This is a genomic window from Rhodococcus coprophilus NBRC 100603, assembly GCF_001895045.1.
Taxonomy (GTDB): Bacteria; Actinomycetota; Actinomycetes; order Mycobacteriales; family Mycobacteriaceae; genus Rhodococcus; species Rhodococcus coprophilus.
On sequence record NZ_BDAM01000001.1, the window covers coordinates 871,260 to 896,809 of the forward strand.

The following is a 25,550-nucleotide window of genomic DNA, read 5'->3' on the forward strand; positions in this document are numbered from 1 at the left end:
GGTGGCGAAGCGGCCGCTCCTTCGCCACCGGAGTCCTTCACATGCCGGGATCAGTCGAAGCTCGGGTTTTCGTCGCGGCTGCGCTTGAGCTCGAAGAAGTGCGGGTACGACGCGAGCGCCACGACGCCGTCCCACATCCTGCCGGCTTCCTCACCGCGCGGGATCTTCGACAGCACGGGCCCGAAGAACGCGACCCCGTTGACGTGGATGGTCGGGGTTCCGACGTCGTCACCCACGGCATCCATGCCCGCGGCGTGGCTCGCGCGCAGCGCCGCGTCGTACTCGGTTGTGGTCGCGGCATCGGCCAGCGAAGGATCCAGGTCGAGTTCTGCGAGCGCACCGGCGATGACGTCACCGAGGTCCTCGTTGCCCTCGTTGTGGATCCGGGTGCCCATCGCGGTGTAGAGCGGCTCCAGGATGTCGTCCCCGTACTTCTGCGCCGCCGCGACGGCGACACGCACGGGACCCCATGCCTGCTTCATCCGCTCGGAGTATTCCTCCGGGAGGTCGCGGCCCTCGTTGAGCACCGCCAGGCTCATCACGTGGAATCGCGCCTCGATGTCGCGCACCTTCGTGACCTCGAGGATCCAGCGCGAGGTGATCCAGCACCACGGGCAGAGCGGGTCGAACCAGAAGTCTGCGGTGTCCTTGCCGGTGGGGTTGGTCGAGTCGCTCACGAAGTTCTCCTCAGAAGTGGTCCGAACACGGCGGTCGCCGGGATGCGGCGTGCAACAGTCTTGCGTCCCTGATTCTTCCCGAAGCCGCTCGCCCTCGGGTGACGGACCGCCCGTACCGCCCGGCACCCGCAGCGACGGTTCGGCCGTCGACGTACGACGATCATGGTGGGATGGACGCCTACCGGCATCCCGTCGTGAAAAGGAGCTTTTCAGTGGCACCACCGAATCTGACCCGCGAGCAGGCCGCCGAACGTGCCGCCGTGTTGTCCGTCGACAACTACAGCATCGAACTCGATCTGACGGACGGCGCCGGTGCGCCCGGCACGACGACGTTCCGCTCCGTCACCACGGTGCGTTTCGACGCGACCGAGGGAGCGTCGACGTTCATCGACCTGATCGCGAAGTCGATCAACTCGGCCACCCTCAACGGTGTCGCCGTGGACGTATCCGGCTACACCGAGGACACGGGCATCGCGCTGACCGGGCTGGCCGCGCGGAACGAACTCGTCGTCGACGCCGAGTGCCTGTACACCAACACCGGTGAGGGCCTGCACCGATTCGTCGACCCCGCGGACGACTCGGTGTACTTGTATTCGCAGTTCGAAACCGCCGACGCCAAGCGGATGTTCGCCTGCTTCGACCAGCCCGATCTCAAGGCGACGTTCGACGTTTCCGTGACCGCGCCCGAGAGCTGGAAGGTCATCTCCAACGCCGAGGTGGTACAGACAGCCGCCGCGCAGCCCGGCAAGCACATCTTCCGCACGACCCCGCGCATGAGCACGTATCTCGTCGCTCTGATCGCCGGTCCGTACGCGCAGTGGACCGACGAGTACAGCGACGCGCACGGCACCATTCCGCTGGGCATCTACTGCCGTTCCTCGCTCGCCGGGCACATGGACGCCGAGCGCCTCTTCACCGAAACCAAGCAGGGTTTCGCCTTCTACCACAAGAACTTCGGCGTGCCGTATGCCTTCGGCAAGTACGACCAGTTGTTCGTGCCCGAGTTCAATGCCGGGGCAATGGAGAACGCGGGTGCGGTGACGTTCCTCGAGGACTACGTCTTCCGCTCCAAGGTCACCCGCTACTCGTACGAACGTCGCGCCGAAACGGTGCTGCACGAGATGGCGCACATGTGGTTCGGCGACCTCGTCACCATGCGGTGGTGGGACGACCTGTGGCTCAACGAATCCTTCGCGACGTTCGCCTCGGTGCTGTGCCAGGCGTCCGCCACCGAGTACACCAACGCGTGGACCACGTTCGCGAACGTCGAGAAGTCGTGGGCGTACCGGCAGGATCAACTGCCGTCCACGCATCCGATCGCCGCGGACATTCCCGATCTCGCCGCCGTGGAAGTGAACTTCGACGGCATCACGTACGCCAAGGGCGCGTCGGTGCTCAAGCAGCTCGTCGCCTACGTCGGGCAGGAACCGTTCCTGGCTGGCCTGCGCGACTACTTCCGTGACCACGCGTACGGGAACGCCACCTTCGACGACTTGCTCTCGGCGCTCGAGAAGTCCTCCGGACGCGACCTCTCCGACTGGGGAACGCAGTGGCTCAAGACCACGGGCCTGAACATCTTGCGACCCGATTTCGAGGTCGCGGACGACGGCACGTTCACGCGCTTCGCGGTAGTCCAGGAAGGCGCCCAGCCCGGTGCCGGCGAGTGGCGCGTGCATCGCCTGGCGATCGGTGTCTACGACGACGACGGGTCCGGCCGACTCGTCCGCACCCATCGCGTCGAAATCGATGTCGATGCGGCCGCGCGAACCGAGGTCCCGGAGTTGGTGGGCGTGCCGCGCGGCAAGTTCGTGCTCGTCAACGACGACGACCTGACGTACTGCTCGGTGCGTCTCGACGACGAGTCGCTGGCGACGGTCCTCGAGCGCACCGGTGACATCACGGAATCGTTGCCACGCACGCTCGTGTGGTCGGCGGCCTGGGAGATGACCCGGCAGGCGGAACTCAAGGCCCGCGACTTCGTGGCGCTCGTGCAGCGCGGTATCGCCGCGGAAACCGAAGTGGGTGTCGTGCAGCGACTGCTGATGCAGGCAGCGACCGCACTGAGCAGTTATGCGGAGCCGTCCTGGGCGAACGAGCGGGGATGGCCGGACTTCGCGAACCGGCTGCTCGAGCTCGCCCGTGAGGCGGAGGGTGGCTCGGACCATCAGCTCGCGTTCGTCAACGCGCTCGGCGGTGCGCAACTGTCGCCGTGGCACACCGAGGTGCTGGCGGAACTGCTCGACGCCGACCCGGCGTCGGTGGGGCTCGACGGTCTCGTCGTCGACACGGATCTGCGCTGGCGGATCGTCCACGCTCTCGCCGCTGCGGGTGAAGTGGACGCCGACGGCCTCGAGTCACCGTTCATCGACGCGGAGGCTCGCCGGGATCCCACCGCGGCCGGTGCCCGGCAGGCAGCGGCGGCGCGTGCCGCGCGTCCGCAGGCTGCGGTGAAGGAGCAGGTCTGGGAGACCGTCGTGCACGACGACACCGTCCCCAACATCACCGCCCGGTCCGTCATCGGCGGGTTCGCGCCGCTCGGCCAGAGCGAACTGCTCGCGCCGTATGTCGCGCGGTACTTCGCCGACGTGCCGCAGGTGTGGGAACGGCGCTCGAGCGAGGTCGCGCAGACCGTCGTCGTGGGTCTGTACCCGTCGTGGGCCGTGACGGAGGACGCGGTCGCCGCGGCCGACGAGTTCCTCACGGGCGATCATCCGCCGGCATTGCGCCGTCTCATCGTGGAGGGACGCGCCGGCATCGTGCGGTCGCTGAAGGCGCGCTCGTTCGACGCATCGTGACGCAGGTCCACTGAAACGCCTGTGGCCCCGGTGCCGCACCCGGTCCGAGGACCGAGCGCGGCACCGGGGCCACGGTGGCGGAACCCGCAGTGACGGTAGCGCCGAACTACGGGATTGCCGAAACTACGGGGCGACGATCGCGTTGGCCATCACCCGGACGGCACTGGTGATGCCGTCGATCAGGTTTCCCTGACCGAAAGACGCCAGCGCGGCCGTCACGCCGAGCTGGGCGACGCGGTCGGTGGCGCGATCTGCGGCTTGGCGTCCCGAGCGGATCTCGATGGACCGCTGGTTGGGGTACACGGCGAGCAGCACCGAGTTCTCCGCGTCCGGCGTCGTCGGGAACAGCGCGTCGGTCTCGGCAGCCGGATCCACGGCATCACCGATGTACACGGAGAAGCGCACATGGGTGGCCCGGATAGCGTCGGTCAGCGTGTCGTCGAGCCGGATCAGCTCGCTCTCCTTGAAGGGCGGGCCGTCGAACGGATCACCGAGCGGGCGGGTGCTCGAAATCCGGCCGCTCGCCGTGAGAGCCGCACCGTACGGAAGGGTCTCCGTGGAACGGACGGGAGTGTGGATCACGTCACCACTTGCCACTTGCGGTACCTCCGATCAGATCCGCCGGGTTGCCGACGACATGTCCGTGATGGGCGTGGTGCCCGGGGTGCGTAGCTTCGTCCGTGGCGGTCCACAGCACCGGCCCGTGCTCCCATTTCTGTCCGAGCGTGTACGGGTTGTCGGACGGAACCGGGCCCGGGTACCGCTGCCCGGTGAGGGACACACCGGCCAAGACCAAGACGATCAGCAGCGGAATGCCGACGAAGATCAGGGTTGTCTCGAGAATGCTCACACGCAAACGGTAGCCCAGGCGCCTGTGAAAGGCCGCACACGCCCCGGAATCGGTGCGGTGCGCTCAGGCGGCGCCCTCTCCCAGGTAGGGCAGCCAGGTGGGGTGCAACTCCGGAAGCGTCGCGAGCAGGCGCCAGTGGCGGCCCTTGGGAGGGGTGAGTGCGGCGCGCAGCGTCCAGCCGAGTTCGGCGAGCATCTTGTCCGCCTTCTTGTGGTTGCACGACGCGCAGCACGCGACGCAGTTCTCCCAGGTGTGTTCGCCACCGCGACTACGGGGGACGACATGATCGATCGTCTCGGCCTTCGCTCCGCAGTAGGCACAGCGGTTGCCGTCGCGGTGCATGAGCGCCGCGCGCGTCATCGGGACCCGGGCGTGATACGGCACCCGCACGTAACTGCGCAGGCGGATCACCGACGGCAACTGCACCGACCATTCCGCGGAACGGACGAAGGGCGCGTGCGGATCGTCGTGGACGGTGTCGGTCTTGCCGCCCGCCATCAGAATGACGGCGCGCCGGGCCGGCAGCGCCGTGAGAGGTTCGTATGTGGCGTTCAGGAGCAGCACCCGCCGCTTGACCCAGTCGGGGACGGCCGTGCTGTCGTACACCACGCGCAGGTTGCTGGCCCCCGGCGCCCCCATCGGGGCATCCGCGGGCGGGAGTTGTCGATGTGCGCTGCTGCGGTGCTTCATACGACCTCCGGAAGACTGGAAACAGTGCATCACGGATAGTCCGGAATCGCACCCCGAATCGTGCGACAGGTCGAGGTCAGGCGGGTGAACTTCGGGTGCGGGCACGCCGTGCACCCGGCCCGCTGAGGACCGACCGGGGCAACGGGCACAATGGACATTCGAGAGGGATGGTGAGCAGAGACCGATGAGTGACGAGCAGACCTTCTACGACGCAGTCGGCGGCGCCGAGACGTTTCGCAAGATCACGGCGCGCTTCTACGAGGAGGTGGCCGCCGACGAGATCGTCCGGCCGCTGTACCCGGAGGAAGATCTCGGTCCGGCCGAGCGACGCATGCGGATGTTCCTCGAGCAGTACTGGGGTGGCCCCCACACCTACTCCGACGAGCGCGGCCACCCCCGGCTGCGCATGCGGCACCACCCGTTCCGCATCGGGCCGCTCGAGCGGGACGCGTGGTTGCGCTGCATGCACACCGCTATCGCGTCGATCGACTCGGAGACGCTCGACTACGCGCACCGCCGCCAATTGCTCGATTACATGAACATGGCGGCCGACTCGATGATGAATTCGGCCGTGTGAGTCCCGGCCGGGCGGGTCACCGCCCGGGCAGCAGCGAGCGGAGCTTGCCGGTGACGCGGAGTGCGAAGACGAACGGCGCGGGCATGACCCGGTGCAGAATCGCGTGCTTCCGGACGTACTCGGGCACCTCCCACAACGCGGTGGTCCCGGCACGGAACAGCGCGGCGTCCCCGGCACGCAGAATCCGCGGATCGGCGTCGTCCGAACTGACGATCACCGAGCCCTCGACGATGTGGACGATTTCGTCGACTCCGAAGTGCCACGTGAAGCGGCCCGCGGTGCAGTCCCACACGTGGGTGGTCGTGGTCAGATCGCTTCCGGTGGACCACTGACCGCTACGGGCCACCGGTGCTCCGTCGTGGATCCAATCCGGGTCGATGGGGTCTGGGCGAAGCTCCACGTCGTCGAGTGAGACAGCGACGATGGATGTCCTATTCATGGGGATTGTCCTATCACGTGCGCCCGGTCACAGAAACTTCCTACCGTGGTTCGAGCTGTCCCCCGCTCGCGCATCTGTCACGATGTGACCCGTGGCCCGCCCCAGCGATGTGCCGACTCCCGGTCCCGCCCCCGCGCGGGCGTGGTGGCATGACGCGGTGTTCTACCAGGTATATCCGCGGTCCTTCGCCGATTCGAACGGCGACGGCGTCGGCGATCTCGGCGGGATCCGAAACCGCATCGATTACCTGGTCCTGCTCGGCATCGACGCGATCTGGCTCAACCCGGTGATGCGGTCACCGATGGCCGACCACGGGTACGACGTCTCCGACCCCCGTGACGTCGATCCGTTGTTCGGCGACGTCGCTGCTTTCGACGCGCTGGTCGAGGAGGCGCACGCGCGCGGCATCCGTGTGGTGATGGACCTCGTACCGAATCACGTGAGCAGCGAACACCCCTGGTTCCATGAGGCGCTCGCCTCCGCACCGGGCAGCGCCGAGCGCAACCGGTTCCACTTCCGGGACGGTCGCGGACCGCAAGGAGACGAGCCACCGAACAACTGGCCGAGCATCTTCGGCGGTCCTGCCTGGACGCGGGTCACCGAACCCGACGGCACGCCCGGGCAGTGGTATCTGCACGTGTTCGCGTCGCAGCAACCCGACCTCAACTGGGCCGATTCGGGGGTGGCCGAAGACCTCGAGAAAACACTGCGCTTCTGGTTGCACGACCGGCACGTGGACGGATTTCGCATCGACGTGGCGCACGGGATGGCGAAACCCGCCGACCTGGCAGATCACGACGGCTGGGAAGAGAACGAACTGCTCGGGCATGCCGCGTCCGATCCCCGGTTCGACAACCCCGAAGTCCATGCGATCCACCGGGAAATAAGGAAGGTGCTCGACGAGTATCCGGACGCCGTGACCATCGGCGAAATCTGGGTCAGCGACCACGAGCGGTTCTCCGCATATCTGCGACCGGACGAGTTGCACCTCGGGTTCGAGTTCCATCTGACGCTCGCGGGCTGGGATGCGGACGAGATCAGGGAAGCCATCGAGAAGGGATTCGCCGCTGTCGCCGGCACGCCCGCTTCCCCGACCTGGACGTTGTCCAATCACGACGTGGACCGCGAGGTGACCCGATACGGGGGCGGTGCGAGGGGCCTCGCCCGCGCCCGCGCCATGATCCTGGTGGAGTTGGCGCTACCGGGTGCGGTGTTCGTCTACAACGGGGCCGAACTCGGGCTACCGAACGTGGATCTCCCGGACGAGGTGCTCCAGGACCCGGTGTGGGAACGCTCTGGACGCACCGACCGCGGCCGGGACGGATGCCGGGTCCCCATGCCGTGGGAGGGCACGGCCCCGCCGTTCGGATTCACCAGCGCGTCGGAGTCGTGGTTGCCTCAGCCGGACGACTGGGCCGCGCTCACCGTCGAAGCCCAACTCGCGGACGAGGGGTCGATGCTGTCGCTGTACCGGCAAGCGATCCGGTTGCGGCGCGACCGTCCGGAGATAACCGGAGACGACATCGGCTGGCATGCGAGCCCACCCGGATGCCTCGCATTCCGGCGCCCCGGAGGATTGACGTGTGTGCTCAACGCCGGCACGGAGCCGGTGGCGCTTCCCGCAGGCACCGCGCTGCTGTCCAGTACACCGATCGCCGACGGGCAACTCCCGGGGAACAGCGCCGTCTGGCTCGTCTGACCGGATCAGACCACACTCAGACCGAGGCCACCGCCGCGACGCAGATGGACCGACCCGTATCGCGCATCGAGCCGTAACCATGTGGCCGAGGCGCGGACTCGTACCACCTCGGCGGGATCGATACCCTCGAGGTCTCCGGCGTCCCGGCTCGTCGTCGGCACGAATCCCATTGCGCCGAGCGCGAATACCATCCGCATCGGCACCCCGACTGTGAGGTCGCCGCCACTGACCTCGAGCACCTCCTGCGCCAGCAACGACGCCGGCGGGCCCTGTGCACCGTGTTCGCGGCTCAGTGCGACGCCGCGATGTGCGAGTTCGACGAGCACCCGCGCGGGGATGTCGTCGACGTGCGCGAACCCGTCGTCCGGAGGCAGTGCCCCGCGCCACGCCGAATCCATCGCCCATCCCGGATCCACCTCGATGCCCGCGCCGGGTGCACCGACGACTGCGGCCCGCAGGCCGTCCGCGGCAACACAGGTATCGGCGGGCGCGACGGTCCCGCGCACGAGACGCGATGCGAGGACGTCGAAACCGGTCTGTGTCCACACACCGAACAGTCCGTCACCCCGGCGCCGCAGACGCACCACCGCGGCGTCGTCCAGACGCAGTGCGTGCGTGAGGAATGTCGCGAGATCGGTGCGGTCGGCCGGCGCGTCGAGCCGGACCAGACGTTCCCGGCGTGCGCCGCCATCCCCGCCCGCACCCGGCTCAGTCACGCCGCCACCGCGACAGGAACTCTCGTTCGTCGTCGCTGAGGCGCCGCAGACGCTGGGTGTCGATGTCGAACGCGGCAATCTGAGTGGAGGCGACCACGGCGGGAGCCGAGTCGGCCGGAGCACCGCCCGGACGCACCTCGTAGCCGATGGTGAAGTCGACCGCCCGCACCTTCTCGGTCCACATCATGATGTCGAGCGGTCCGTCCGAATGACGCAACTGACGGCGGTACCGCACGTGGAGGTCGGCGATCACCGCGCCGTCCCGCAGCGTCTGGGTGGGCCGGCCGTCGGCGAAGAGCCACGGGATGCGCGCCTCTTCGAGCAGTGTCACCATCCGGGCGTGGTTGATGTGCTGGAAGACATCCATGTCCGACCACCGCACCATCACCTCGGTATGGAATCCGAACTGTTCCCCCACGCTGCCCACTCGTTACCTCCGATCGGATGCGCCCGTGCGCACCATGCTTCTGATCTGGCGTGCCGCCACCGACAGGATGGCGAGGTCCAGGTTTCCAGACGCGAAAATCTCGTCGAGCGCCGCCCTGGCGCGCACGAGCCGTGATCCGTTGGACAATTCCCAGTCCTCGATCATCTCCGCGGTCGTCTCACCCGGCTCCGCTCCGGCGAACACGTCGAGCACCAGGGCAATCAACGATCCGTACAGGTCGTCGCGTAATGCCAAGCGCGCCAGCGAGTGCCAACGGTCGCCCTTTTCGAGCACGGACACCGCACTGAGCAGCCGGTCGATACCGAGATGCGCGTCGAGTGCGTAGTACAGCTCCGCGACCTCCTCGTCGTCACGCTCGACGATGTCCGCGGCGTCGATGACGTCGAGAAGGACGAACTGCACGAGAAGGTAGTACACCGCTTCCGTCGGATCGACCGGAGCGCCCCGCTCCAGCACCGGCGCAGTCCTGCGTGCGAAATCTTCGACGTGGTGCCCCCGAACCCATTCGCTCACCCGCGGTGCGAGTCGCGCGAAACGGTCTCGGTAGCGGCTGATTTCGGCACCCACCGCGAGCGGCTGCGGACGCGTGGAGAGCAGTCGCCGCGACGCGCGGTCGAGTACGCGGCGCGATTCGAGGAGCAACTCGTCCTCCACGTCGGTGGGAAGCCGTTCACTGCGGACCCGGTCCCAGATCGCGGGAAGCCCGAAGATCGCGGTGACCGCGGCGTACGCGCGGATCGCGTCGGTGCTCGACGCACCGGTCTCTTCCGTCAACCGGTACACGAAGGAGATGCCACCGTTGTCGACGGTTTCGTTCGCGAGGATGGTCGCGACGATCTGCCTGCGCAGCGGGTGTGCCTTGATTCCGGCTACGAATCGGTCCCGCAGCGCCGGAGGGAAATAACCCGGCAGACGCGACGCGAACGTGTCGTTGTCGGGCACGTCGGTCTCGAGCAACTCGTCGACCAGCGCGAGTTTGACGTGCGCGAGGAGTTGGGACAACTCGGGTGAGGTGAGCCCCTCCCCCGCGGCGAGACGCCGCGCGATCTCGGTGTCGTCGGGCAGCGCGTCGAGGCTGCGGTCGAGTCCGTGTTCCGCTTCGAGTGTGCGGATGAGTCGCTGATGGACGGCGAGCATCGCGGGTGCAGCGGCCCGCTCCAGACCCAGGACGTTGTTCTGGCCGATGTTGTCGGCGAGGACGAGTTCGGCGACGTCGTCGGTCATGGAGGCGAGCAAGGGATTGCGGTCGGCGACCTGCAGTTCGCCGGCGGTCACCATCGAGTCGAGGAGGATCTTGATGTTGACCTCGTGGTCGGAGCAGTCCACGCCGGCCGAGTTGTCGATCGCGTCGGTGTTGATCTTTCCGCCGGTGCGGGCGTACTCGATGCGGCCCAGTTGAGTGACTCCGAGATTGCCACCCTCACCGATCACCCGTGCCCGAACGCCCCCACCGTCGACCCGCACCGCGTCGTTGCTCTTGTCCCCCACATCGGCGTGTGCTTCGGACTCCGACTTGATGTACGTGCCGATACCGCCGTTCCACAGCAGATCTACGGGGGCACGCAGGATCGCCCGGATCAGTTCGGGCGGGGTGAGTTCGGTGACGTCGTCGTCCAGGCCGAGTACGCGCCGGGCCGCGGCGCTGACCGGGATCGATTTGCGTGTCCGCTCCCACACGCCGCCGCCCTCGCCGATCAGCGCCGGGTCGTAATCGGCCCAGGACGATCGGGGAAGCTCGAAGATCCGGCGCCGTTCGGCGAACGAGCGGGCCGCGTCCGGTTCCGGGTCGAGGAAGATGTGGCGGTGATCGAATGCGGCGACGAGTTCGATGTGTTCGCTGAGCAGCATCCCGTTGCCGAACACGTCTCCGCTCATATCGCCGATGCCGGCCACGGTGAAGTTCTCCGACTGGGTGTCGAGCCCCAGCTCACGGAAGTGCCGCTTGACGCTCTCCCACGCTCCGCGGGCGGTGATGCCCATCTCCTTGTGGTCGTATCCGGCCGACCCACCGGAGGCGAACGCGTCACCGAGCCAGAAATCGTATTCGGCCGCAACCGAATTCGCGAGGTCGGAGAACGAGGCGGTGCCTTTGTCGGCAGCGACGACGAGGTAGGTGTCGTCACCGTCGTGCCGCACGACCCGCTGCGGCGGGATCACATTCGTGCGGGATGTGTCGAGATTGTCGGTCAGGTCGAGGAGTCCGGAGATGAATCTGCGGTAACACAGTTCCCCGCGGGCACGGACGGCTTGCCGGTCTGCGGCCGCGTCACCGGTGGGTTCGGGCGTGTGTTTGACGACGAACCCGCCCTTCGCTCCGACTGGAACGATCACGGCGTTCTTGACGGCCTGCGCCTTGACGAGCCCGAGCACTTCGGTGCGGTAGTCCTCCCGGCGGTCGGACCACCTCAGACCGCCGCGTGCCACGGCACCGTATCTCATGTGCACGCCCTCCACGTCGGGGGCGTAGACGAATATCTCGAACTTCGGGCGCGGCTGCGGAAGTTCGGGGATCCCGGCCGGATCGAGCTTCATCGACAGGACACGACCGCGCGCGCGGCCGTCGTCCGCCGGGACGAAGTAGTTCGTTCGCAGGGTGGAGCGGATCAGCGAAAAGAGCGCGCGCAGGATCCGGTCGGTGACCAGTCCGGTGACAGCCTCGATCCTCGAGGACAGTTCGTCGGTGATCTGTTCCTCGCGCCCGGGCGACGCCGCGTCCGGATCGAATCGCGCTTCGAACAGACCGACCAGCAGGACGGTGATGTCCGGGTGGTCGAGCAGCACGCCTTCGATGTTGTGCTGGCTGTACGGAAAGCCGGTCTGGCGCAGGTACTTCGCGTACGCCCGGAGCATGACCGCCTGGCGCCATGCCAGTCCCGCGCGCAACACCAGTTCGTTGAACCTGTCGGTCTCGGCGTCACCTCGCCAGGCGACGACGAACATGTCGGTGAACCGCCGCGCCAGCGTCGGGTCCGTATCGAGTAGTCCGGGTTCGAGATCGTTGGGCACCTCGAGGCCGAAATCGTAGATCCAGCACACCATCCCGTCGGATCGCGGCACTCGGTAGGGACGTTCGTCGACGACCTGGACGCCGAGGCTCTGCAGGACGGGAAGCACGCGGCCGAGGGTGACGGCCTCGTCGCCCACATACAGGGTGAAGCGCCACGTGCGGGGCACCGAGGGGTCGGGCCGGTCGAGCCGCGTCTCGATCTCGCCGACCTTCAGCCTGTCGAGCAGCACCAGATCGGACAGCGCACGGTCGGACGGGAAATCCTCCTTGTACGCCTCGGGCACCGCATCGGCGTAGCGCTGCACCAGCGCCGCGTCGACGCGGGTATCGCCTGCGGCAGCCTCGGAAAGCCGGTCCGCCCAGTTTCGACTGGTCTCGGCGAGGAGCGATTGGATCCGGGCGCGGTTCTCGTCGGACGTGTCGATCTCGCGCCGGCCTCGCCCCGGGAATCGGATGGTGACGTGCAGGAGCGCCAGTTCACCCTCGGACACGCGGGCGGTGTAATCGAGGACCCCGCCGCCGTACTCGCGCAGAAGAATCTCCTGCATCGCGATCCGCACCTTCGTCGTGTACCGGTCGCGCGGCAGGTACACCAGGCACGACACGTAACGGCGGTGCGTGTCGACACGCACGAACAACCGGACCTGCCTTCGGATGTCGACCACCGACGACACCGTGTCGTAGAGGGTTGCGGTGTCCATCGAGAAGAGTTCGGCGCGCGGGATCGCCTGCATGATCTCGAGCATCGCCTGCCCGGTGTACGACGTGAGGTCGACGTGAGCGCGGTCGATCACCGAACGTACTCTTCGCGAGATCAGCGGGATGTCGAGAATGTTGTCGTTCAGGGCCGTCACCGTGAGCACCCCGAGAAACCGGTGCTCGCCGACCACACCACCCTCCTCGTCGAGGACTGCGATCCCCACGAAGTACGGATACACCGAGCGGTGCACGGTCGTGGGCAGCGCTCCCTGTGTCAGCACCAGCAACGGACGGCGATCGGGACGTGCGCCGGGCGGCAGGTCGAGCAGGTCGATATCACCGTCCGCGCTGCGCAGCACCCCCAAGCCGCTGCCGGGCACCGGCCGTGAATGGAGAACACCCGATCCCTCGGGGTCGACGAAGTCGTAACGGCGGTAACCGAGCATGGTGAAGTGGCCCCGCCCGAGCCAGCGCAGCAGGTCTGCGGTCTCTGCGAGAACGGTGGCGGTGTGCCGCGGCGGCGGAGCAGCAGCGAGCGCGTCCAGCGCGGAAGCGAGTTCGCGCTGGAGAGCCAGCATCGGGCCGGTGTCGGAGACCACCTGCCGGACATCGCCCAGCGCATGGCGAAGGCCGTCCTCGATCGCCTCGGCCGTGGGGCCGTCGGCGCCCACGGCAAATTGCACGTGCATCCACGACTCCGCGACCCGGAGTGCGGTGTCCGCCTCGTCGCCCGGCGTTCGGTTTGCGAGCGAGAGTCCGAGGAGTCGTCCGGCGTCGTCGCGCAGCACCGAGAACTCGGGATGTACGACCGCGTCGACACTCACGCCGAGCCGGGCGAACAACGCCAGGACCGCCTCGACGAGGAGAGGCATGTCGTCGGTGACGATCTGGGCGGTCGAGCCGAGCGGGTCGTCGCCAGGGGGACGGACATGGACGGCTGCGGTACCGGGCATGCGGTCGCGTCCCAGTTCGAGGTGGGCGCCGGCGATCGTCGCGGGATCACCGATTTCTTCCCCGGACTGCTCGTACGCATGCGTCAGAACCGTCAGGAATGACGAATCCAGTTGCGATGCAGTCGAATCCGTCATCAAAGCTGCTCCCTCGCTACTTGTCGGACAAAACCGAGCGCCGCGGACGGGCTCGAGAGCGAGCCTATCCGCGGCGCCACGAGAGAGCGAGCATCACACGGGACGATCAGGTCCCCGTCGCAACCCGGTACCGGTTGAGCACCTCGAGTTCGCGGTCGTCGAGCGGCCTCGAACGGTCTGTGTCCACATCGAATCCGACGAGGACCGCATCCCCGTGCGCACACACCACACCGCTGCGATCGAGGATCGTGTGCCGCAGCGTGAAGGACGTGGTGCCCACGTGCAACACCGAGATCTCGACGTCGAGTGGCCCCGAGGCGTCCTTGATGGGCCGCAGGAACTCCACGGTCATCTTGCGGACCGCGACGGCGCCGCGTGCCGAGAGGTTGGCGAGCAGGAACTTGATCCGAGCTTCCTGCATGTACTCGACCACTTTGGTGTTGTTCACGTGACCGAGGCGATCGGAATCGGCCCAGCGCACCTCGAGCGAACAGCGGAAGGGCTCGCCGCCGCCGTTCGTCCCGAGGCCGTCCTGCCGAAGCCCGTCCTGCCCGATTCCGTTGGAATGCGTGTCGAGCCGATCAGTCACGGGTGAGCTTCCGGTGGGTGACGCGGTGCGGACGTGCCGCATCCGCACCGAGGCGCTCGACCTTGTTGGCTTCGTACGCCTCGAAGTTGCCCTCGAACCAGAACCACTTGCCTTCTTCGACGTTGCCTTCCCACGCGAGAATGTGGGTACAGGTCCGGTCGAGGAACCAGCGATCGTGGGAGATCACGACGGCGCAGCCCGGGAACTGCTGCAGTGCGTTCTCGAGCGAGCTCAGGGTCTCGACGTCGAGGTCGTTGGTCGGTTCGTCGAGCAGGATCAGGTTGCCGCCCTCTTTGAGGGTCAGCGCGAGGTTGAGTCGGTTGCGCTCACCACCGGAGAGCACGCCGGCCTTCTTCTGCTGGTCCGGTCCCTTGAAACCGAAGGCACTGACGTACGCGCGCGACGGCATCTCGTTCTGGCCGACCTCGATGAAGTCCATGCCACCGGACACGACCTCCCACACGTTCTTGGTGGGGTCGATGTTGGCGCGGTTCTGGTCGACATAGCTGAGCTTGACCGTCTCGCCGACCTTGACGCTGCCCGAATCGGGCTCTTCGAGTCCGACGATCGTCTTGAACAGGGTGGTCTTACCCACACCGTTCGGGCCGATCACGCCGACGATGCCGTTTCGCGGCAACGTGAACGACAGATCCTTGATGAGCACGCGGCCGTCGAAGCCCTTGTCGAGGTGCTCGACCTCCACGACGACATTGCCCAGGCGCGGAGGAGTGGGGATCTGGATCTCTTCGAAGTCGAGCTTGCGGTGCTTCTCGGCTTCCGCTGCCATCTCTTCGTAGCGTCCGAGGCGTGCCTTGGACTTCGTCTGCCGTGCCTTGGAGCCGGAGCGAACCCACTCGAGCTCCTCCTTGAGGCGCTTCTGCAGCTTCTGGTCCTTCTTGCCCTGCACCTCGAGGCGCTCGGCCTTCTTCTCCAGGTAGGTCGAGTAGTTGCCCTCGTACGGGTGCAGCTTGCCGCGGTCGACCTCACAGATCCACTGCGCGACGTGATCGAGGAAGTACCGGTCGTGAGTGACGGCCAGGACGGCGCCGGGGTAGCTCGCGAGGAACTGCTCGAGCCACAGCACCGACTCGGCGTCCAGGTGGTTGGTGGGCTCGTCGAGGAGCAGCAGGTCGGGCTTGCTCAGCAGCAGCTTGCACAGCGCGACACGGCGGCGCTCACCACCGGAGAGGTGGGTGACCGGCTCGTCCGGCGGCGGGCAGCGAAGCGCGTCCATCGCCTGCTCGAGCTGTGAATCGAGATCCCACGCGTTGGCGTGATCGAGCTCCTCCTGGAGGACGCCCATCTCTTCCATCAGTTCGTCCGAGTAGTCGGTCGCCATCAGCTCGGCGATCTCGTTGAACCGGTCGAGCTTGACCTTGATGTCGCCGAGGCCCTCCTCGACGTTCTCCTTGACCGTCTTCTCCTCGTTGAGCGGGGGCTCCTGCAGGAGGATGCCGACCGTCGCATCGGGATCGAGGAACGCCTCACCGTTGCTGGGCTGATCCAAGCCCGCCATGATCTTGAGGATCGACGACTTTCCCGCGCCGTTGGGTCCCACGACGCCGATCTTCGCGCCCGGGTAGAAGCTCATGGTGACGTCATCGAGGATGACCTTGTCACCGTGCGCCTTGCGCACCTTCTTCATCGTGTAAATGAACTCCGCCATGGCGACCAGCGTATCCGCCCGGGCGGGATAACCCACATCCTGCGCGTCGTCCCGCCGAACTGCGGCACCGGAGTCAGCGCGCGAACAACTCCGCGACGAACGGTGTGGTGTCCGGAAGCGAGGCGGCCATCGTCTCCGAATGTCCCGTCGGGTAGGTGGCGAACCGTGGTTGCGCTCCCCCGGCCCACAGGTCGGCGACGAGCTTGAAACTCAGCGGTGCCGGCACAACCCGGTCGTTCAGACCCTGCGCCAGAAACAGCGGCCGGTCGTATCCGTTCGCCGGAACGCCCAGGTAGTCGGCGAGAGCGCCTGGGAATCGGTCCTCGCCGAGCGGCCGGGCGAGCAGATCACCGATCCCGACGCCGGTGTAGCGCTCGAGCATCTCGTCGTAGCAGAGCGTCCCTGCGGTATCGACAACCTCACGCCCCAGATCGCTGAGGTACCCGTCGAGGTCCAGCCCGGGGTTCGCCTCTCGCAGACCCGCGAAGATGTACGCACCGAAGACCGTCAGGCCATCCAGGGGAAGGTCGGGGAATTCCGGGGAACCGATCGGGAATACCAGCTCGAGATTCGACGGCGCTCCCGTTGTGACCGTCCCGCGGAAGTCGAGTTCGGGCGCGCGGACCGTGGCCGTGCGCGCCGTGTGCAGCGCCGCATGCCCTCCCTGTGACTGACCGACGACCGCCCAGCGCTCCGACAGCGCGGGTTCGACCGCACGCGCGGCACGCACGAGATCGACGATGCTGTTCGCCGCGCTCTGCCCGTCGAGGTATCGATGCAGGCCGTCCGAGCCGAGACCGGGATAGTCGGCGGCGACGACGGCATATCCCTGGGAGAGCCAGTGCTCGAGATAGGCAGCGTCGCGTTCGCTGCGCGGGTTGCGGGAGGGCGCGCAGTCGTCCGCGAGACCCGTCGTGCCGTGTGCCCAGGCGACCACGGGCCACCCGCCCTCCGGCGCAGTGCCACCGGGCAGGAACACCACCCCGGTCGCGGTGGTCGTCTCACCCGAACGCCACTGCGTCGTGTACGAGAGCGCATGAGCCGAGGCTGCGCCAGGCAGCGACAGGCGAGCGTCGAGAGGTGTCGCCGAGACCACCGATCCGGGGGCCGGCTGGGCGTGCGCGGTGCGGGGAATCGCCGCCGGCGCTCCGAGCGCCAGAAGGCAGACGAGAACGCCTGCGACGGCGCTCCCGAGATACCCCTGCTGCCTCGCCCATCCGTGCCGTGTCGCCTTGCCCGTCCCCCTGCGCGCAGTCACAGCGAGCACCATACGTGCCGCCGGGCCTCCGGCAGTGCAAATCGGACATCGCGATCGGACATCGCGATCGGACGTCGAAGGATCCCGATTGGGAGGCTGCCCTGCCGGGCAACCTGTGTGCATGACCTCACATTCCCTCACCTCGCCGACTCCGGCTGTCGCGCCCAGGACCGGGAGGGATGTCGCGCGCGTCGTCACAGTCGCGGTGAGTGCGGTGATCGCCGTCGCGGTGTCGTTCCTGGGCTCCGGCGCCGTTGCCGGGACGCCTGTGGCCGAAGCGGCCGGTGGAGCGCTTGCCTCCGATGCGACCGCCGTTGCTCCGGGCGGGGCGGCGTTCTCGATCTGGACGCTGATCTACGTCGGCCTGATCGCGCTCGCCGTGTGGCAGTTGCTGCCCGCGCATCACACCGACCCGAGGCAACGGGAGCTCGGCTGGTGGATCGCCGCGTCGATGCTGCTCAACGCGCTGTGGATCGGGGCGATCCAGATCGATCAGGTCGGCCTCAGCGTCGTGGTGATCGTCGCACTGCTCGCGGTTCTCGTGCGCGTGTTCCTCGGGCTCACGGCGACTGCCCCGGCGAGCCGGCTCGAGGCTGTCGTCGTCGACGGCACGATGTTCGTCTACCTGGGGTGGGTGGCGGTCGCGACGGTCGCCAACACCGCGGCAGCACTGAACTCCGCGGACATCGATCCGTTCGGCTGGGGCGCCGACATCTGGGCCGTGGTCATCCTTGCCGTAGTCGCGGCGGTATCGGTGGTCGTCGCTTTCGCCGGCCGTGGCCGCCTCGCGGTCGCCGCGGCCATGGCCTGGGGGCTCGGCTGGATCGCGGTCGGTCGCACCGCCGACGACGGCTGGAACTCGACGCCCGCGGCGGTGGCGGCAGCGGTCGCCGCCGTCGTAGCAGTCGTGGCAGCGGTGGCCGTGCGCATCGCGACCGACCGGGGACGTATGCGCACCCCTGCCCGACACCGAAACGCAGGCGCTACCGCCGCCTAGCGCGTTTCCTGATCCCGGCGCGCCAACTCCGCGAACATGGCGTTGTGCGCCGCGAGATCGGCGTCTTCGTCCCGATCCGCGGCCCGGTCCACCCGGCGTGCGGTTCGCGTGTCGCTGCGCGACCACTGCACGAGCAGCGCGAGCATGACGAGCACGAGCGGGATCTCCCCCGCCGACCACGCGATACTTCCGCCGACCTTCTGATCGTCGAACAGGTCGTAGTTCCACGGCAGCGCGAGCCCGCGGTAGTACGACTCGGCCATCACCGTTCCCATGCTCATGAGGGTCACGCCGAAGAACGCGTGGAACGGCAGCGACCCGAAGACCATGCCGAGTTTCGTGACCGGTTGCAGGTCGCGTGGCGACGGATCGACACCGATCACGACCCAGTAGAAGAGATAGCCGCTCATCAGGAAGTGGAGATTCATCAGCACGTGCGCGGTGTGGCTGTCGGCGAAGGTCTCGAAGATCCCGCCGAGATACAACGCGTAGAAGCCGCCGACGAACATCACCGACGCGACGATCGGGTGGGTGAAGAACCGGGACGGCGGGCTGTGCAGGAACTCGAGGATCCACTCGCGTGGACCCGGAGGGGCATTGCGTCCGGCCGGTTTGAACGCGCGCAGCGCGAGGGTCATGGCGCCGCCGAGTGCCAGCAGCACCGGCGCGAGCATCGACATCGCCATGTGCGCACCCATGTGCACGCTGAACATCGCCGCGGAGTACATACCGACACCTGACGACGTGGCGACCAGGAGCACGAAGCAACCCGAGAACCAGGCGATGCTCCGTCCCACGGGCCAGGCGTCTCCGCGCTTACGCAGAGTCCACAGGCCGATGGCGTAGGCCACGGCCAGCACGATGGCCAACGTGCCGAAGATCAGGTCGAACCGCCACTGCCCGAAGAACAGGTTGGCGAACGACGGCGGCACCTCGAGGTTGTAGCCCAGCGCCACTTCCTGAACCGAGGGCACGGCATCCGGCGCGGGCGGCGGGGTACGGCCCAAGCCCACAGCAAGTCCCACGGTCGCCGCCAGGACGAACGCCTCGACGGCAGCGAAGCGCACCAGTGCGCCCCGGTCGGCCGGATCGGCTTCGAGGGCCGGGAGCGCGCGGCGCCGCTGCATCCATCCGAACAACCCGAGCAGGATCAACGCCACGATCTTCGCGATCAGGAGCCTGCCGTAGGTGGTCGTCGTCAGATCCTCGAACGAGACGCGCACTCCCGCGTTGATCACGCCGGTCAGAGCCATCACCACGAACGCGAGGCCGGCGACGAAGGAGAATCTGCGAGCCGCGACATCGGTGTGGTCGCCGCCGCGCCACGAGTGCGCGAGCAACGCGAACAACCCGCCGGCCCAGACCGACGCGGCCACGAGGTGCAGCACGAGGCTGTTGGTGGCGAGGTCGTGCGAGCCGCCGGACGACGAGTGGCCCGTCAACGCGACCGGCATCAGGGTCACCAACGAGAGCAGCAGGAGGTAGGGCACCCACGACCAGCGCACTGCAAGCCGGATCAGCAGCGCGGTGATCAGGGCGAGCACCGTCGTCCAGGCCCAGGCCAGAGCGGTTTCCACCTGTCCGAGGGCCCCGAACAGGTTGTCGGGCCGGAGAGCCTCGGCGAACGACGCACCGGAAGTGTCGGACAGCGTCAGCGGCACCATCAGCGCAGCCGTCGCGGCCCACACCACCGCCGCGATCCCTGCCGTCCGGACTGCGCGGTATCCCCCGACGTCGAGCACACCGCTCCTCTGCGGCGGCACGAGGAACGCCGCGAAGAACAGCGAGCCGATCGTGATCACGGTCGCGACCTCCGACACCGCCCGAACCGCGGGCAGACCGTAGGTGGTCAGTGCCCCCGGGTCCGGGATGCCGAGCAAGACCAGCGCCTGCGCGGCGGACAGGCCGACGACGAGCGACGCGACAATTGCCGCGAGGATGCCGAAGAGGACGAACAAGACCGACGGGTTCCCGCGTCCGGGCGCGGGAACGGAGGGCTGCGCAGTGGACGCGAGCTCGGGTGCTGCCATGCCTACCAGGGTAGGACCTTCCCTGCCGCGCCTACGACGGCCCGTCGGAGATCACTGCGACGGCCCGTCGGAGATCACTGCGACGGCCCGTCGGGAGATCACTGCGACGGCCCGTCGGGAGATCACTGCGACGGCCCGTCGGGAGATCACTGCGACGGCCCGTCGGGAGATCACTGCGACGGCCCGTCGGGAGATCACTGCGACGGCCCGTCGGGAGATCACTGCGACGGCCCGTCGGGAGATCACTGCGACGGCCCGTCGGGAGATCACTCCGACGGCCCGTCGGGAGATCACTCCGACGGGCACGTATCGAACAGTCGGATCAGAGGGCCGAAACCCAGGCGAGCCGATCGGTCGAGAGCGAGAAAGTGTCCTCGTACAGGACGATGTAGGTCCCCGGGGCGGCACCGGAGCGAGCATCGAAGCACACGTTTCCGGTCGCTGTCCCTCCCGGCGCGAGGCGGCCCGACTGGAGCATCGGACGGTCGGTGCCGAACGTGGAGTCACGGATCGCGCCACCGGCGTCCTGCACATGCCAGTCCGTGTATCCGTTGAAGTCGTTCTCAGCGGTGCCGACGTTCACGATCGTCACCTCGCTGCACAAATAGCTGCCGAGCAACGAGTCGACGGCCTGGAGCGGCCCGACGGTGTAGGCGAGGTCGTCGCGACTGATGGTGGCGCCGGCCACTGCCGCGGTGTCGTGGTCGAGCTTGCCGGGGAATTCCGGCCCTCGGTCTGCCACGACCTCCTCTCCGGTGGGTCCCGAGATCACGGTAGCTTCCTTCTCGCCGCCGACGCTGGAGACTACGGCGATCGAGCAGGCGCCGAACAGCAGAACAGGCACACCGACGACGATCCAGGGCCACACCCGGCGCCTGGCACGCGGCGGGCGTCCCTGCGGGTTCTGGCTCGGGTCGGCGGGGTACGAGATCGGGTGCGTCATCACACTTCTCCTCATCGGTCTGGGCTGGGGATGCGGAGCAGGCGGTGCCGCTCCTCCGGTGTGAACAGCTCACCCGACCCAACCGGTCCGGCACCTCGTCCGATCGGACGGACCACCTCATCCTTTCGGGCCGATCGCTACGGCTGTGCGGACCGTTCGGACCATGTAGGTGCGGCACGGGATTGCGTAGCGTGCACGAGGTGATGGTTACTTCCGCTCAGGAGCTGCGACGACCGCCGGCGTGGCGCCGGCGTGTCTGGACCACAGCTGCCGTGACACTGAGCTTGTTCTGCACGTTCCTGACGCTGGGCCTCTCGTCGGACTCGAACACGGTTCCCGAATGGAACTACGCACTCGGGTTCGTGCTGGGCCTCGTCGCAGCGGGAGCTCTCGTACAGCGACACCGACGCCCCTGGATCGTGCTGGCCGTCACCCTCCTGGGACCGCTGCTGTTCTCCACCGATGCCACCGCCGCCCTCATCGCGCTCTACGCCGTCGTCAAATCGGAACGCAGCGGACGACTCGCCGGAGCAGCCGGAGCCGTCTTCTTCGCATGCGGTATCTCACTCACCTACGACGCGCACCGCACTCGCGACAACTCGGTGCTCACGATGGGCACTATGCGCCCGGAGGACGCCGCGCCCAAGCCGATGTGGGAGGTCGCCTGGTGGATCCCCTGGCTGGTCGCGGCGGCGCTCGTCACGGTCGTGGTGGTGCTCGCGCTACTCGAGCAGACCCGCTCGCAACTGACCGTCGCCGAACACGTGCGCGACCGCGCGACGGCGAAGACGGAATCGATCCACGACGAGATGATCCGTACCGAGGAACGAACCCGGATCGCCCGCGACATGCACGACACGCTCGCCGCGGGCCTGAGCCGCATCTCCCTGTTCGCGGGAGCACTGCAGGTCGGTGGGGCCGATGATCCGCAGAAGACCGCCAATACGGCCGCCATGATTCGCAGCACCGCGCACGAAGCCCTCGACGAACTCAAGAGCATCGTCGGTGTGCTCCGCGGGACCACCGGGGCGCAACGAGCCAGCGGGCATCAGGGCATCGACGCCGTCGCCGATCTCGTCCAGTCCGCCCGCGCGGCCGGGCTGCACACCGTCCTGTTCACCGATCTCCAGCCCGGAGACGTCGGCACGGTGTCGGGGCACGTGACGTATCGGGTGGTGCAGGAAGCACTCACCAATGTCCAGAAGTACGCGTCGGACCAGACGGTACGGATCACCATCACCGGAGCCGCCGAACACGGCATCCGGATCGAGGTGCGGAACACGCTCAGCATGTTGCCTCCGACCGTGCCCATCGGCTCGCGCACCGGACTGACCGGCCTCGCCGAGCAGTCAGGTCAGATCGGAGGCACGCTCCGGGCCGGGGTGGCGGGCAACGAATTCGTCGTGGATTGCTGGGTGCCCTGGTCCGCCTGAGGCCGGAACCCGCGGCGTCTGCCTCCCGGCGTCGACGGGTCGTCTCGCTGTCGGAGCCTGGATCTAGGCTCGTGCCCGTGACCGCTGCCGAGATGATCACCGTGCTAGTCGTCGACGACGATCCGTTCGTTCGCCGCGGCGTCACCGACATCTTCGCCGCGACCGACGACATCGTGGTCGTCGCCGGTGTCGACGACGGCGATCGGGTTCCCGCGGCCGTCCACCAATTCTCGCCGCGCGTGGTGCTGATGGACCTGAAGATGCGCCGGGTAGGCGGCCTCGACGCAACCCGTCAGCTGATGTCGATGCCCCACCCACCGCGCGTGATCGCCATGACGGCGATGGACGTCGACGATCTCGTCGTCCAGGCCGTCGCTGCCGGCGCTCACAGTTTCCTCAGCAAGGACGAGCCTCCGCACACGTTCCACCAGTCGGTGCGGGCTGTCGCCGCCGGCAACACGCTCTTCAGCGAAGATTCCCTCCGCCGCATCGTGGCGAGTCGTCGCGAGACCACCGCGTCGCCGGCCGTGACGGAGCTCACCAAGCTGTCCGAGCGTGAACGCGACGTCCTGAAGGTGCTCGCAACCGGTGCGTCCAACGCCGACATCGCGGGCCGCTTGTTCCTGAGCGAAACCACGGTCAAGACACACATTTCGGCGGTGTTCACCAAACTCGGCACCCGCAATCGGGTGGAAGCGGCACTGGCCGCGTTCCGGGCCGGACTCGTCGTATGAGCGGATCGAGTCGTCGCGACCTTTCCCACCTGCCGCGCCGAACGCATACCGTGGACTGAGCAAGTGCGCTTTACACCCGACGGGAGCACACCACCAGCTCATGCAAGTGATCAACGAGTTCATTATCGGCCAGGCGGGTGCGCTGTGGGTCTACCCGCTTCTCCTCGTGGTGTGCGTAGTCGACGGGTTCTTCCCGCCCGTCCCCAGCGAGACGGTGCTCGTCACCCTGGCATCGCTGTCGGGATCGACCGGCCGGCCCTACCTCGCCGCCATCATCGTGATCGCCGCAGTCGGAGCGATCGTCGGGGACAACATCGCGTACACGATCGGCAAGCGGGTCGGCACCGAACGATTCCGGTGGATGCGCACCCCCAAGGGCAAAGCCGCGTTCGCGTGGGCCCGGCGCGGACTCGACAAACGCGGAGCGGCGGTCATCCTCACCGCCCGGTACATCCCGATCGGCCGCATCGCCGTGAACATGACGGCGGGCGCGACCGGATATCCGCGCAGGAAGTTCGTCCCGCTGACCATTCTCGGTGGGGTCACGTGGGCCCTTTACTCGTCGTTGATGGGCCGGCTCGTCGGCGGCTGGTTCGAGTCCCAGCCGTTGCTCGGCGCCGTCATCTCCGTCTGCGTCGCCGTCGTCCTGGGTATCGGGATCGACCACGTGATGCAGAGGCTCAGGCACGACGAAGTGGACATCCCGCGCGTCGCTCCGGCCGAAGACGAGTCCGAGTCCGAGTCCGAACCGAAGGGCAAGAAGCCCGGGCCTGCCCGCAATGCCTAGCAGGGGTCCCTGCATACAGATCCCCGTCGAGCCGTTAAGATTCTGGCCGCGCCTCCGTAGCTCAGTTGGATAGAGCAAGAGCCTTCTAATCTCTAGGTCGCAGGTTCGATTCCTGCCGGGGGCACTGTGGCACTGCCGGCGTCCGGCCGGGGTGCGCCTGCAGGGTTCGAACAAGATCCACGAAGGCGCACCAAAGGCTTCGAAGGTTCTTCTTCCCTGGACCGGTGCTGGGAAGTCCCCGGACACGTGTTCCCGAGATGCCCAGTGCGTCCGATCCTGGGGTGGGAACACATCGACTCCGATACCGTTGGTTCCACTTACTTCGCATCGGACACCGATGGGCTCGTGAGAATTTTCGTCCCACGCGCGCGTCGAGCCGAGCCGAGTTGAACGGGTGTCTCCTCGCCTTCGTCATGACATCGGGGTGGACCGCGAGAGTTCGGAGGTAGTCATATGTGCACAGCCGCCAACTACGTCGCCGAGGATCACTACTTCGGCCGCAACCTTGACCTCGAATACTCCTACCACGAAGCGGTAACGGTCACGCCGCGCAATTTCCCGTTCGAGTTCCGGAACGTGCCCGCACAGAATACGCACCACGCCCTGATCGGGATGGCGACGGTCGCCGACGGTTACCCGCTGTATTACGACGCGACCAACGAAAAGGGTCTGAGCATGGCGGGACTGAACTTTCCCGGCAATGCCGACTACAAACCCGTCTCCGAGGACGGGACGAATATCGCGTCCTTCGAATTCATTCCGTGGGTCCTCGGGCAGTTCGAGACCGTCGCCGAGGTGCGAGATGCACTGGCGGATGTGCGCATCGTCGACACCGCGTTCAGCGCCGAGTTTCCGCCGTCACCGCTGCACTGGATCATCTCCGACCGAACCCAATCCATCTCGGTGGAGTCCGTTGCCGAAGGCCTGAAGGTGCACGACAATCCGATCCAGGTCCTCACCAACAATCCGACCTTCGATATCCAGCTGTTCAACATCAACAACTATATGAATCTGTCGATCGACCCGCCGGAGCCGCATTTCTCGAAGGAGATCGATTTCGATGTGTACAGCCGCGGACTCGGCGCCGTCGGATTGCCGGGCGACCTGTCCTCGATGTCGCGCTTCGTCAAAGCCGCATTCACGAAGGTGAATTCGGTGTCCGGCCAATCGGAATCCGAGGCGATCAGCCAGTTCTTTCACATCCTGGGTTCCGTGGAACAGCAGCGAGGATGCGTTCGCCTCGGGGACAAGTACGAGATCACCATCTACTCGTCGTGCTGCAATACCGACAAAGGCGTCTACTACTACCGGACCTACGAGAACAGCCAGATCACCGGCGTGGACATGCACAAGGAAGACCTCGACGGAACCGGCCTCGCCTCGTACCCACTGGTGACGGAGCAGCAGATCCTCATGAAGAACTGACTC

The 25,550-nt window shown here is 67.1% G+C and carries 22 protein-coding genes and 1 tRNA gene; 9 read left to right on the forward strand and 14 right to left on the reverse strand.

Features of this window, described 5'->3' with window-relative positions; genetic code table 11:
• Window positions 1–50 precede the first annotated feature (50 nt).
• On the reverse strand, window positions 51–677 hold the full coding sequence (locus RDCOP1_RS03985) for a mycothiol-dependent nitroreductase Rv2466c family protein (protein ID WP_072698709.1): 627 nt from the start codon (window positions 675–677) through the stop codon (window positions 51–53).
• A gap of 212 nt (window positions 678–889) precedes the next feature.
• Here RDCOP1_RS03985 and pepN point away from each other — a divergent pair, with 212 nt between their 5' ends.
• A complete protein-coding gene (gene pepN, locus RDCOP1_RS03990) occupies window positions 890–3,472 on the forward strand; it encodes an aminopeptidase N (RefSeq protein ID WP_072698902.1) in 2,583 nt (860 codons plus the stop codon).
• 123 nt (window positions 3,473–3,595) lie between these two features.
• Here pepN and RDCOP1_RS03995 read toward each other — a convergent pair whose 3' ends face one another.
• From RDCOP1_RS03995 to RDCOP1_RS04005, 3 genes are all read right to left on the reverse strand, one after another.
• A complete protein-coding gene (locus RDCOP1_RS03995; RefSeq protein ID WP_072698710.1) occupies window positions 3,596–4,069 on the reverse strand; it encodes a DUF5130 domain-containing protein in 474 nt (157 codons plus the stop codon).
• Complete coding sequence (gene ctaJ, locus RDCOP1_RS04000) at window positions 4,056–4,322, reverse strand: aa3-type cytochrome oxidase subunit CtaJ (protein ID WP_072698711.1); 267 nt, start codon at window positions 4,320–4,322, stop codon at window positions 4,056–4,058. Before ctaJ ends, RDCOP1_RS03995 begins: the two co-directional genes overlap by 14 nt.
• A gap of 63 nt (window positions 4,323–4,385) precedes the next feature.
• Window positions 4,386–5,012, reverse strand: coding sequence for an HNH endonuclease (locus RDCOP1_RS04005; protein WP_072698712.1), 627 nt, complete (start codon window positions 5,010–5,012; stop codon window positions 4,386–4,388).
• Between the two features lie 184 nt (window positions 5,013–5,196).
• On the opposite strand from RDCOP1_RS04005, the gene RDCOP1_RS04010 reads away from it, so the two are divergent.
• On the forward strand, window positions 5,197–5,589 hold the full coding sequence (locus tag RDCOP1_RS04010; RefSeq protein WP_072698713.1) for a globin: 393 nt from the start codon (window positions 5,197–5,199) through the stop codon (window positions 5,587–5,589).
• A gap of 16 nt (window positions 5,590–5,605) precedes the next feature.
• On the opposite strand, the gene RDCOP1_RS04015 is transcribed toward RDCOP1_RS04010, so the two are convergent.
• Window positions 5,606–6,028, reverse strand: coding sequence for a cupin domain-containing protein (locus tag RDCOP1_RS04015; protein ID WP_072698714.1), 423 nt, complete (start codon window positions 6,026–6,028; stop codon window positions 5,606–5,608).
• A 91-nt stretch (window positions 6,029–6,119) separates the two neighbouring features.
• Between RDCOP1_RS04015 and RDCOP1_RS04020 the strand changes: the two genes are divergently transcribed.
• Window positions 6,120–7,727, forward strand: coding sequence for a glycoside hydrolase family 13 protein (locus tag RDCOP1_RS04020; RefSeq protein WP_072698715.1), 1,608 nt, complete (start codon window positions 6,120–6,122; stop codon window positions 7,725–7,727).
• A gap of 5 nt (window positions 7,728–7,732) precedes the next feature.
• Here the strand turns inward: RDCOP1_RS04020 and RDCOP1_RS04025 are convergent, their stop codons facing one another.
• The 6 genes from RDCOP1_RS04025 to RDCOP1_RS04050 form a co-directional block, all read right to left on the reverse strand.
• Window positions 7,733–8,443 carry a DUF8185 domain-containing protein gene (locus RDCOP1_RS04025; RefSeq protein ID WP_072698716.1) on the reverse strand — a complete coding sequence of 237 codons (711 nt, stop codon included), beginning with the start codon at window positions 8,441–8,443 and terminating at the stop codon, window positions 7,733–7,735.
• The gene (locus RDCOP1_RS04030) at window positions 8,436–8,828 is read right to left on the reverse strand and encodes an acyl-CoA thioesterase (RefSeq protein ID WP_072698903.1); all 393 of its coding nucleotides are present in this window, start codon (window positions 8,826–8,828) and stop codon (window positions 8,436–8,438) included. The genes RDCOP1_RS04025 and RDCOP1_RS04030 overlap by 8 nt, the downstream gene beginning before the upstream one ends.
• 45 nt (window positions 8,829–8,873) lie before the next feature.
• On the reverse strand, window positions 8,874–13,685 hold the full coding sequence (locus RDCOP1_RS04035; protein ID WP_072698717.1) for an NAD-glutamate dehydrogenase: 4,812 nt from the start codon (window positions 13,683–13,685) through the stop codon (window positions 8,874–8,876).
• A gap of 106 nt (window positions 13,686–13,791) precedes the next feature.
• The gene (locus RDCOP1_RS04040) at window positions 13,792–14,241 is read right to left on the reverse strand and encodes an acyl-CoA thioesterase (RefSeq protein ID WP_331827999.1); all 450 of its coding nucleotides are present in this window, start codon (window positions 14,239–14,241) and stop codon (window positions 13,792–13,794) included.
• Between the two features lie 25 nt (window positions 14,242–14,266).
• On the reverse strand, window positions 14,267–15,940 hold the full coding sequence (ettA, locus tag RDCOP1_RS04045; protein ID WP_072698905.1) for an energy-dependent translational throttle protein EttA: 1,674 nt from the start codon (window positions 15,938–15,940) through the stop codon (window positions 14,267–14,269).
• 73 nt (window positions 15,941–16,013) lie between these two features.
• Window positions 16,014–17,099, reverse strand: a complete 1,086-nt coding sequence (locus RDCOP1_RS04050; RefSeq protein ID WP_072698906.1) for an alpha/beta hydrolase family protein — start codon at window positions 17,097–17,099, stop codon at window positions 16,014–16,016.
• A 220-nt stretch (window positions 17,100–17,319) separates the two neighbouring features.
• Here RDCOP1_RS04050 and RDCOP1_RS04055 point away from each other — a divergent pair, with 220 nt between their 5' ends.
• The gene (locus RDCOP1_RS04055) at window positions 17,320–18,195 is read left to right on the forward strand and encodes a TspO-related membrane protein (RefSeq protein ID WP_072698718.1); all 876 of its coding nucleotides are present in this window, start codon (window positions 17,320–17,322) and stop codon (window positions 18,193–18,195) included.
• Here the strand turns inward: RDCOP1_RS04055 and RDCOP1_RS04060 are convergent.
• Genes RDCOP1_RS04060 through RDCOP1_RS04070 form a run of 3 tightly spaced genes read right to left on the reverse strand, consistent with a single transcriptional unit; the run spans window position 18,192 to window position 21,168 of the window.
• The gene (locus RDCOP1_RS04060; RefSeq protein WP_072698719.1) at window positions 18,192–20,225 is read right to left on the reverse strand and encodes a bifunctional copper resistance protein CopD/cytochrome c oxidase assembly protein; all 2,034 of its coding nucleotides are present in this window, start codon (window positions 20,223–20,225) and stop codon (window positions 18,192–18,194) included. The two genes, RDCOP1_RS04055 and RDCOP1_RS04060, sit on opposite strands and share 4 nt — an antisense overlap.
• 51 nt (window positions 20,226–20,276) lie before the next feature.
• Window positions 20,277–20,531, reverse strand: a complete 255-nt coding sequence (locus tag RDCOP1_RS04065; RefSeq protein WP_072698720.1) for a hypothetical protein — start codon at window positions 20,529–20,531, stop codon at window positions 20,277–20,279.
• Between the two features lie 16 nt (window positions 20,532–20,547).
• Window positions 20,548–21,168, reverse strand: a complete 621-nt coding sequence (locus RDCOP1_RS04070) for a DUF4352 domain-containing protein (protein WP_111731575.1) — start codon at window positions 21,166–21,168, stop codon at window positions 20,548–20,550.
• 272 nt (window positions 21,169–21,440) lie between these two features.
• On the opposite strand from RDCOP1_RS04070, the gene RDCOP1_RS04075 reads away from it, so the two are divergent.
• The 5 genes from RDCOP1_RS04075 (at window position 21,441) to bsh (ending at window position 25,547) form a co-directional block, all read left to right on the forward strand.
• Window positions 21,441–22,601, forward strand: coding sequence for a sensor histidine kinase (locus tag RDCOP1_RS04075; protein WP_231922967.1), 1,161 nt, complete (start codon window positions 21,441–21,443; stop codon window positions 22,599–22,601).
• Between the two features lie 77 nt (window positions 22,602–22,678).
• Window positions 22,679–23,335 (forward strand): response regulator, encoded by a 657-nt coding sequence (locus RDCOP1_RS04080; protein ID WP_371836800.1) that lies wholly within the window; start codon window positions 22,679–22,681, stop codon window positions 23,333–23,335.
• Between the two features lie 100 nt (window positions 23,336–23,435).
• Window positions 23,436–24,122: a DedA family protein gene (locus tag RDCOP1_RS04085; RefSeq protein ID WP_072698721.1), complete on the forward strand. Its 687-nt coding sequence runs from the start codon at window positions 23,436–23,438 to the stop codon at window positions 24,120–24,122.
• Window positions 24,123–24,172: 50 nt separating this feature from the next.
• Window positions 24,173–24,246 (forward strand) — tRNA-Arg (locus RDCOP1_RS04090).
• 329 nt (window positions 24,247–24,575) lie between these two features.
• Window positions 24,576–25,547, forward strand: a complete 972-nt coding sequence (bsh, locus tag RDCOP1_RS04095; RefSeq protein ID WP_072698722.1) for a choloylglycine hydrolase — start codon at window positions 24,576–24,578, stop codon at window positions 25,545–25,547.
• Window positions 25,548–25,550 lie beyond the last annotated feature (3 nt).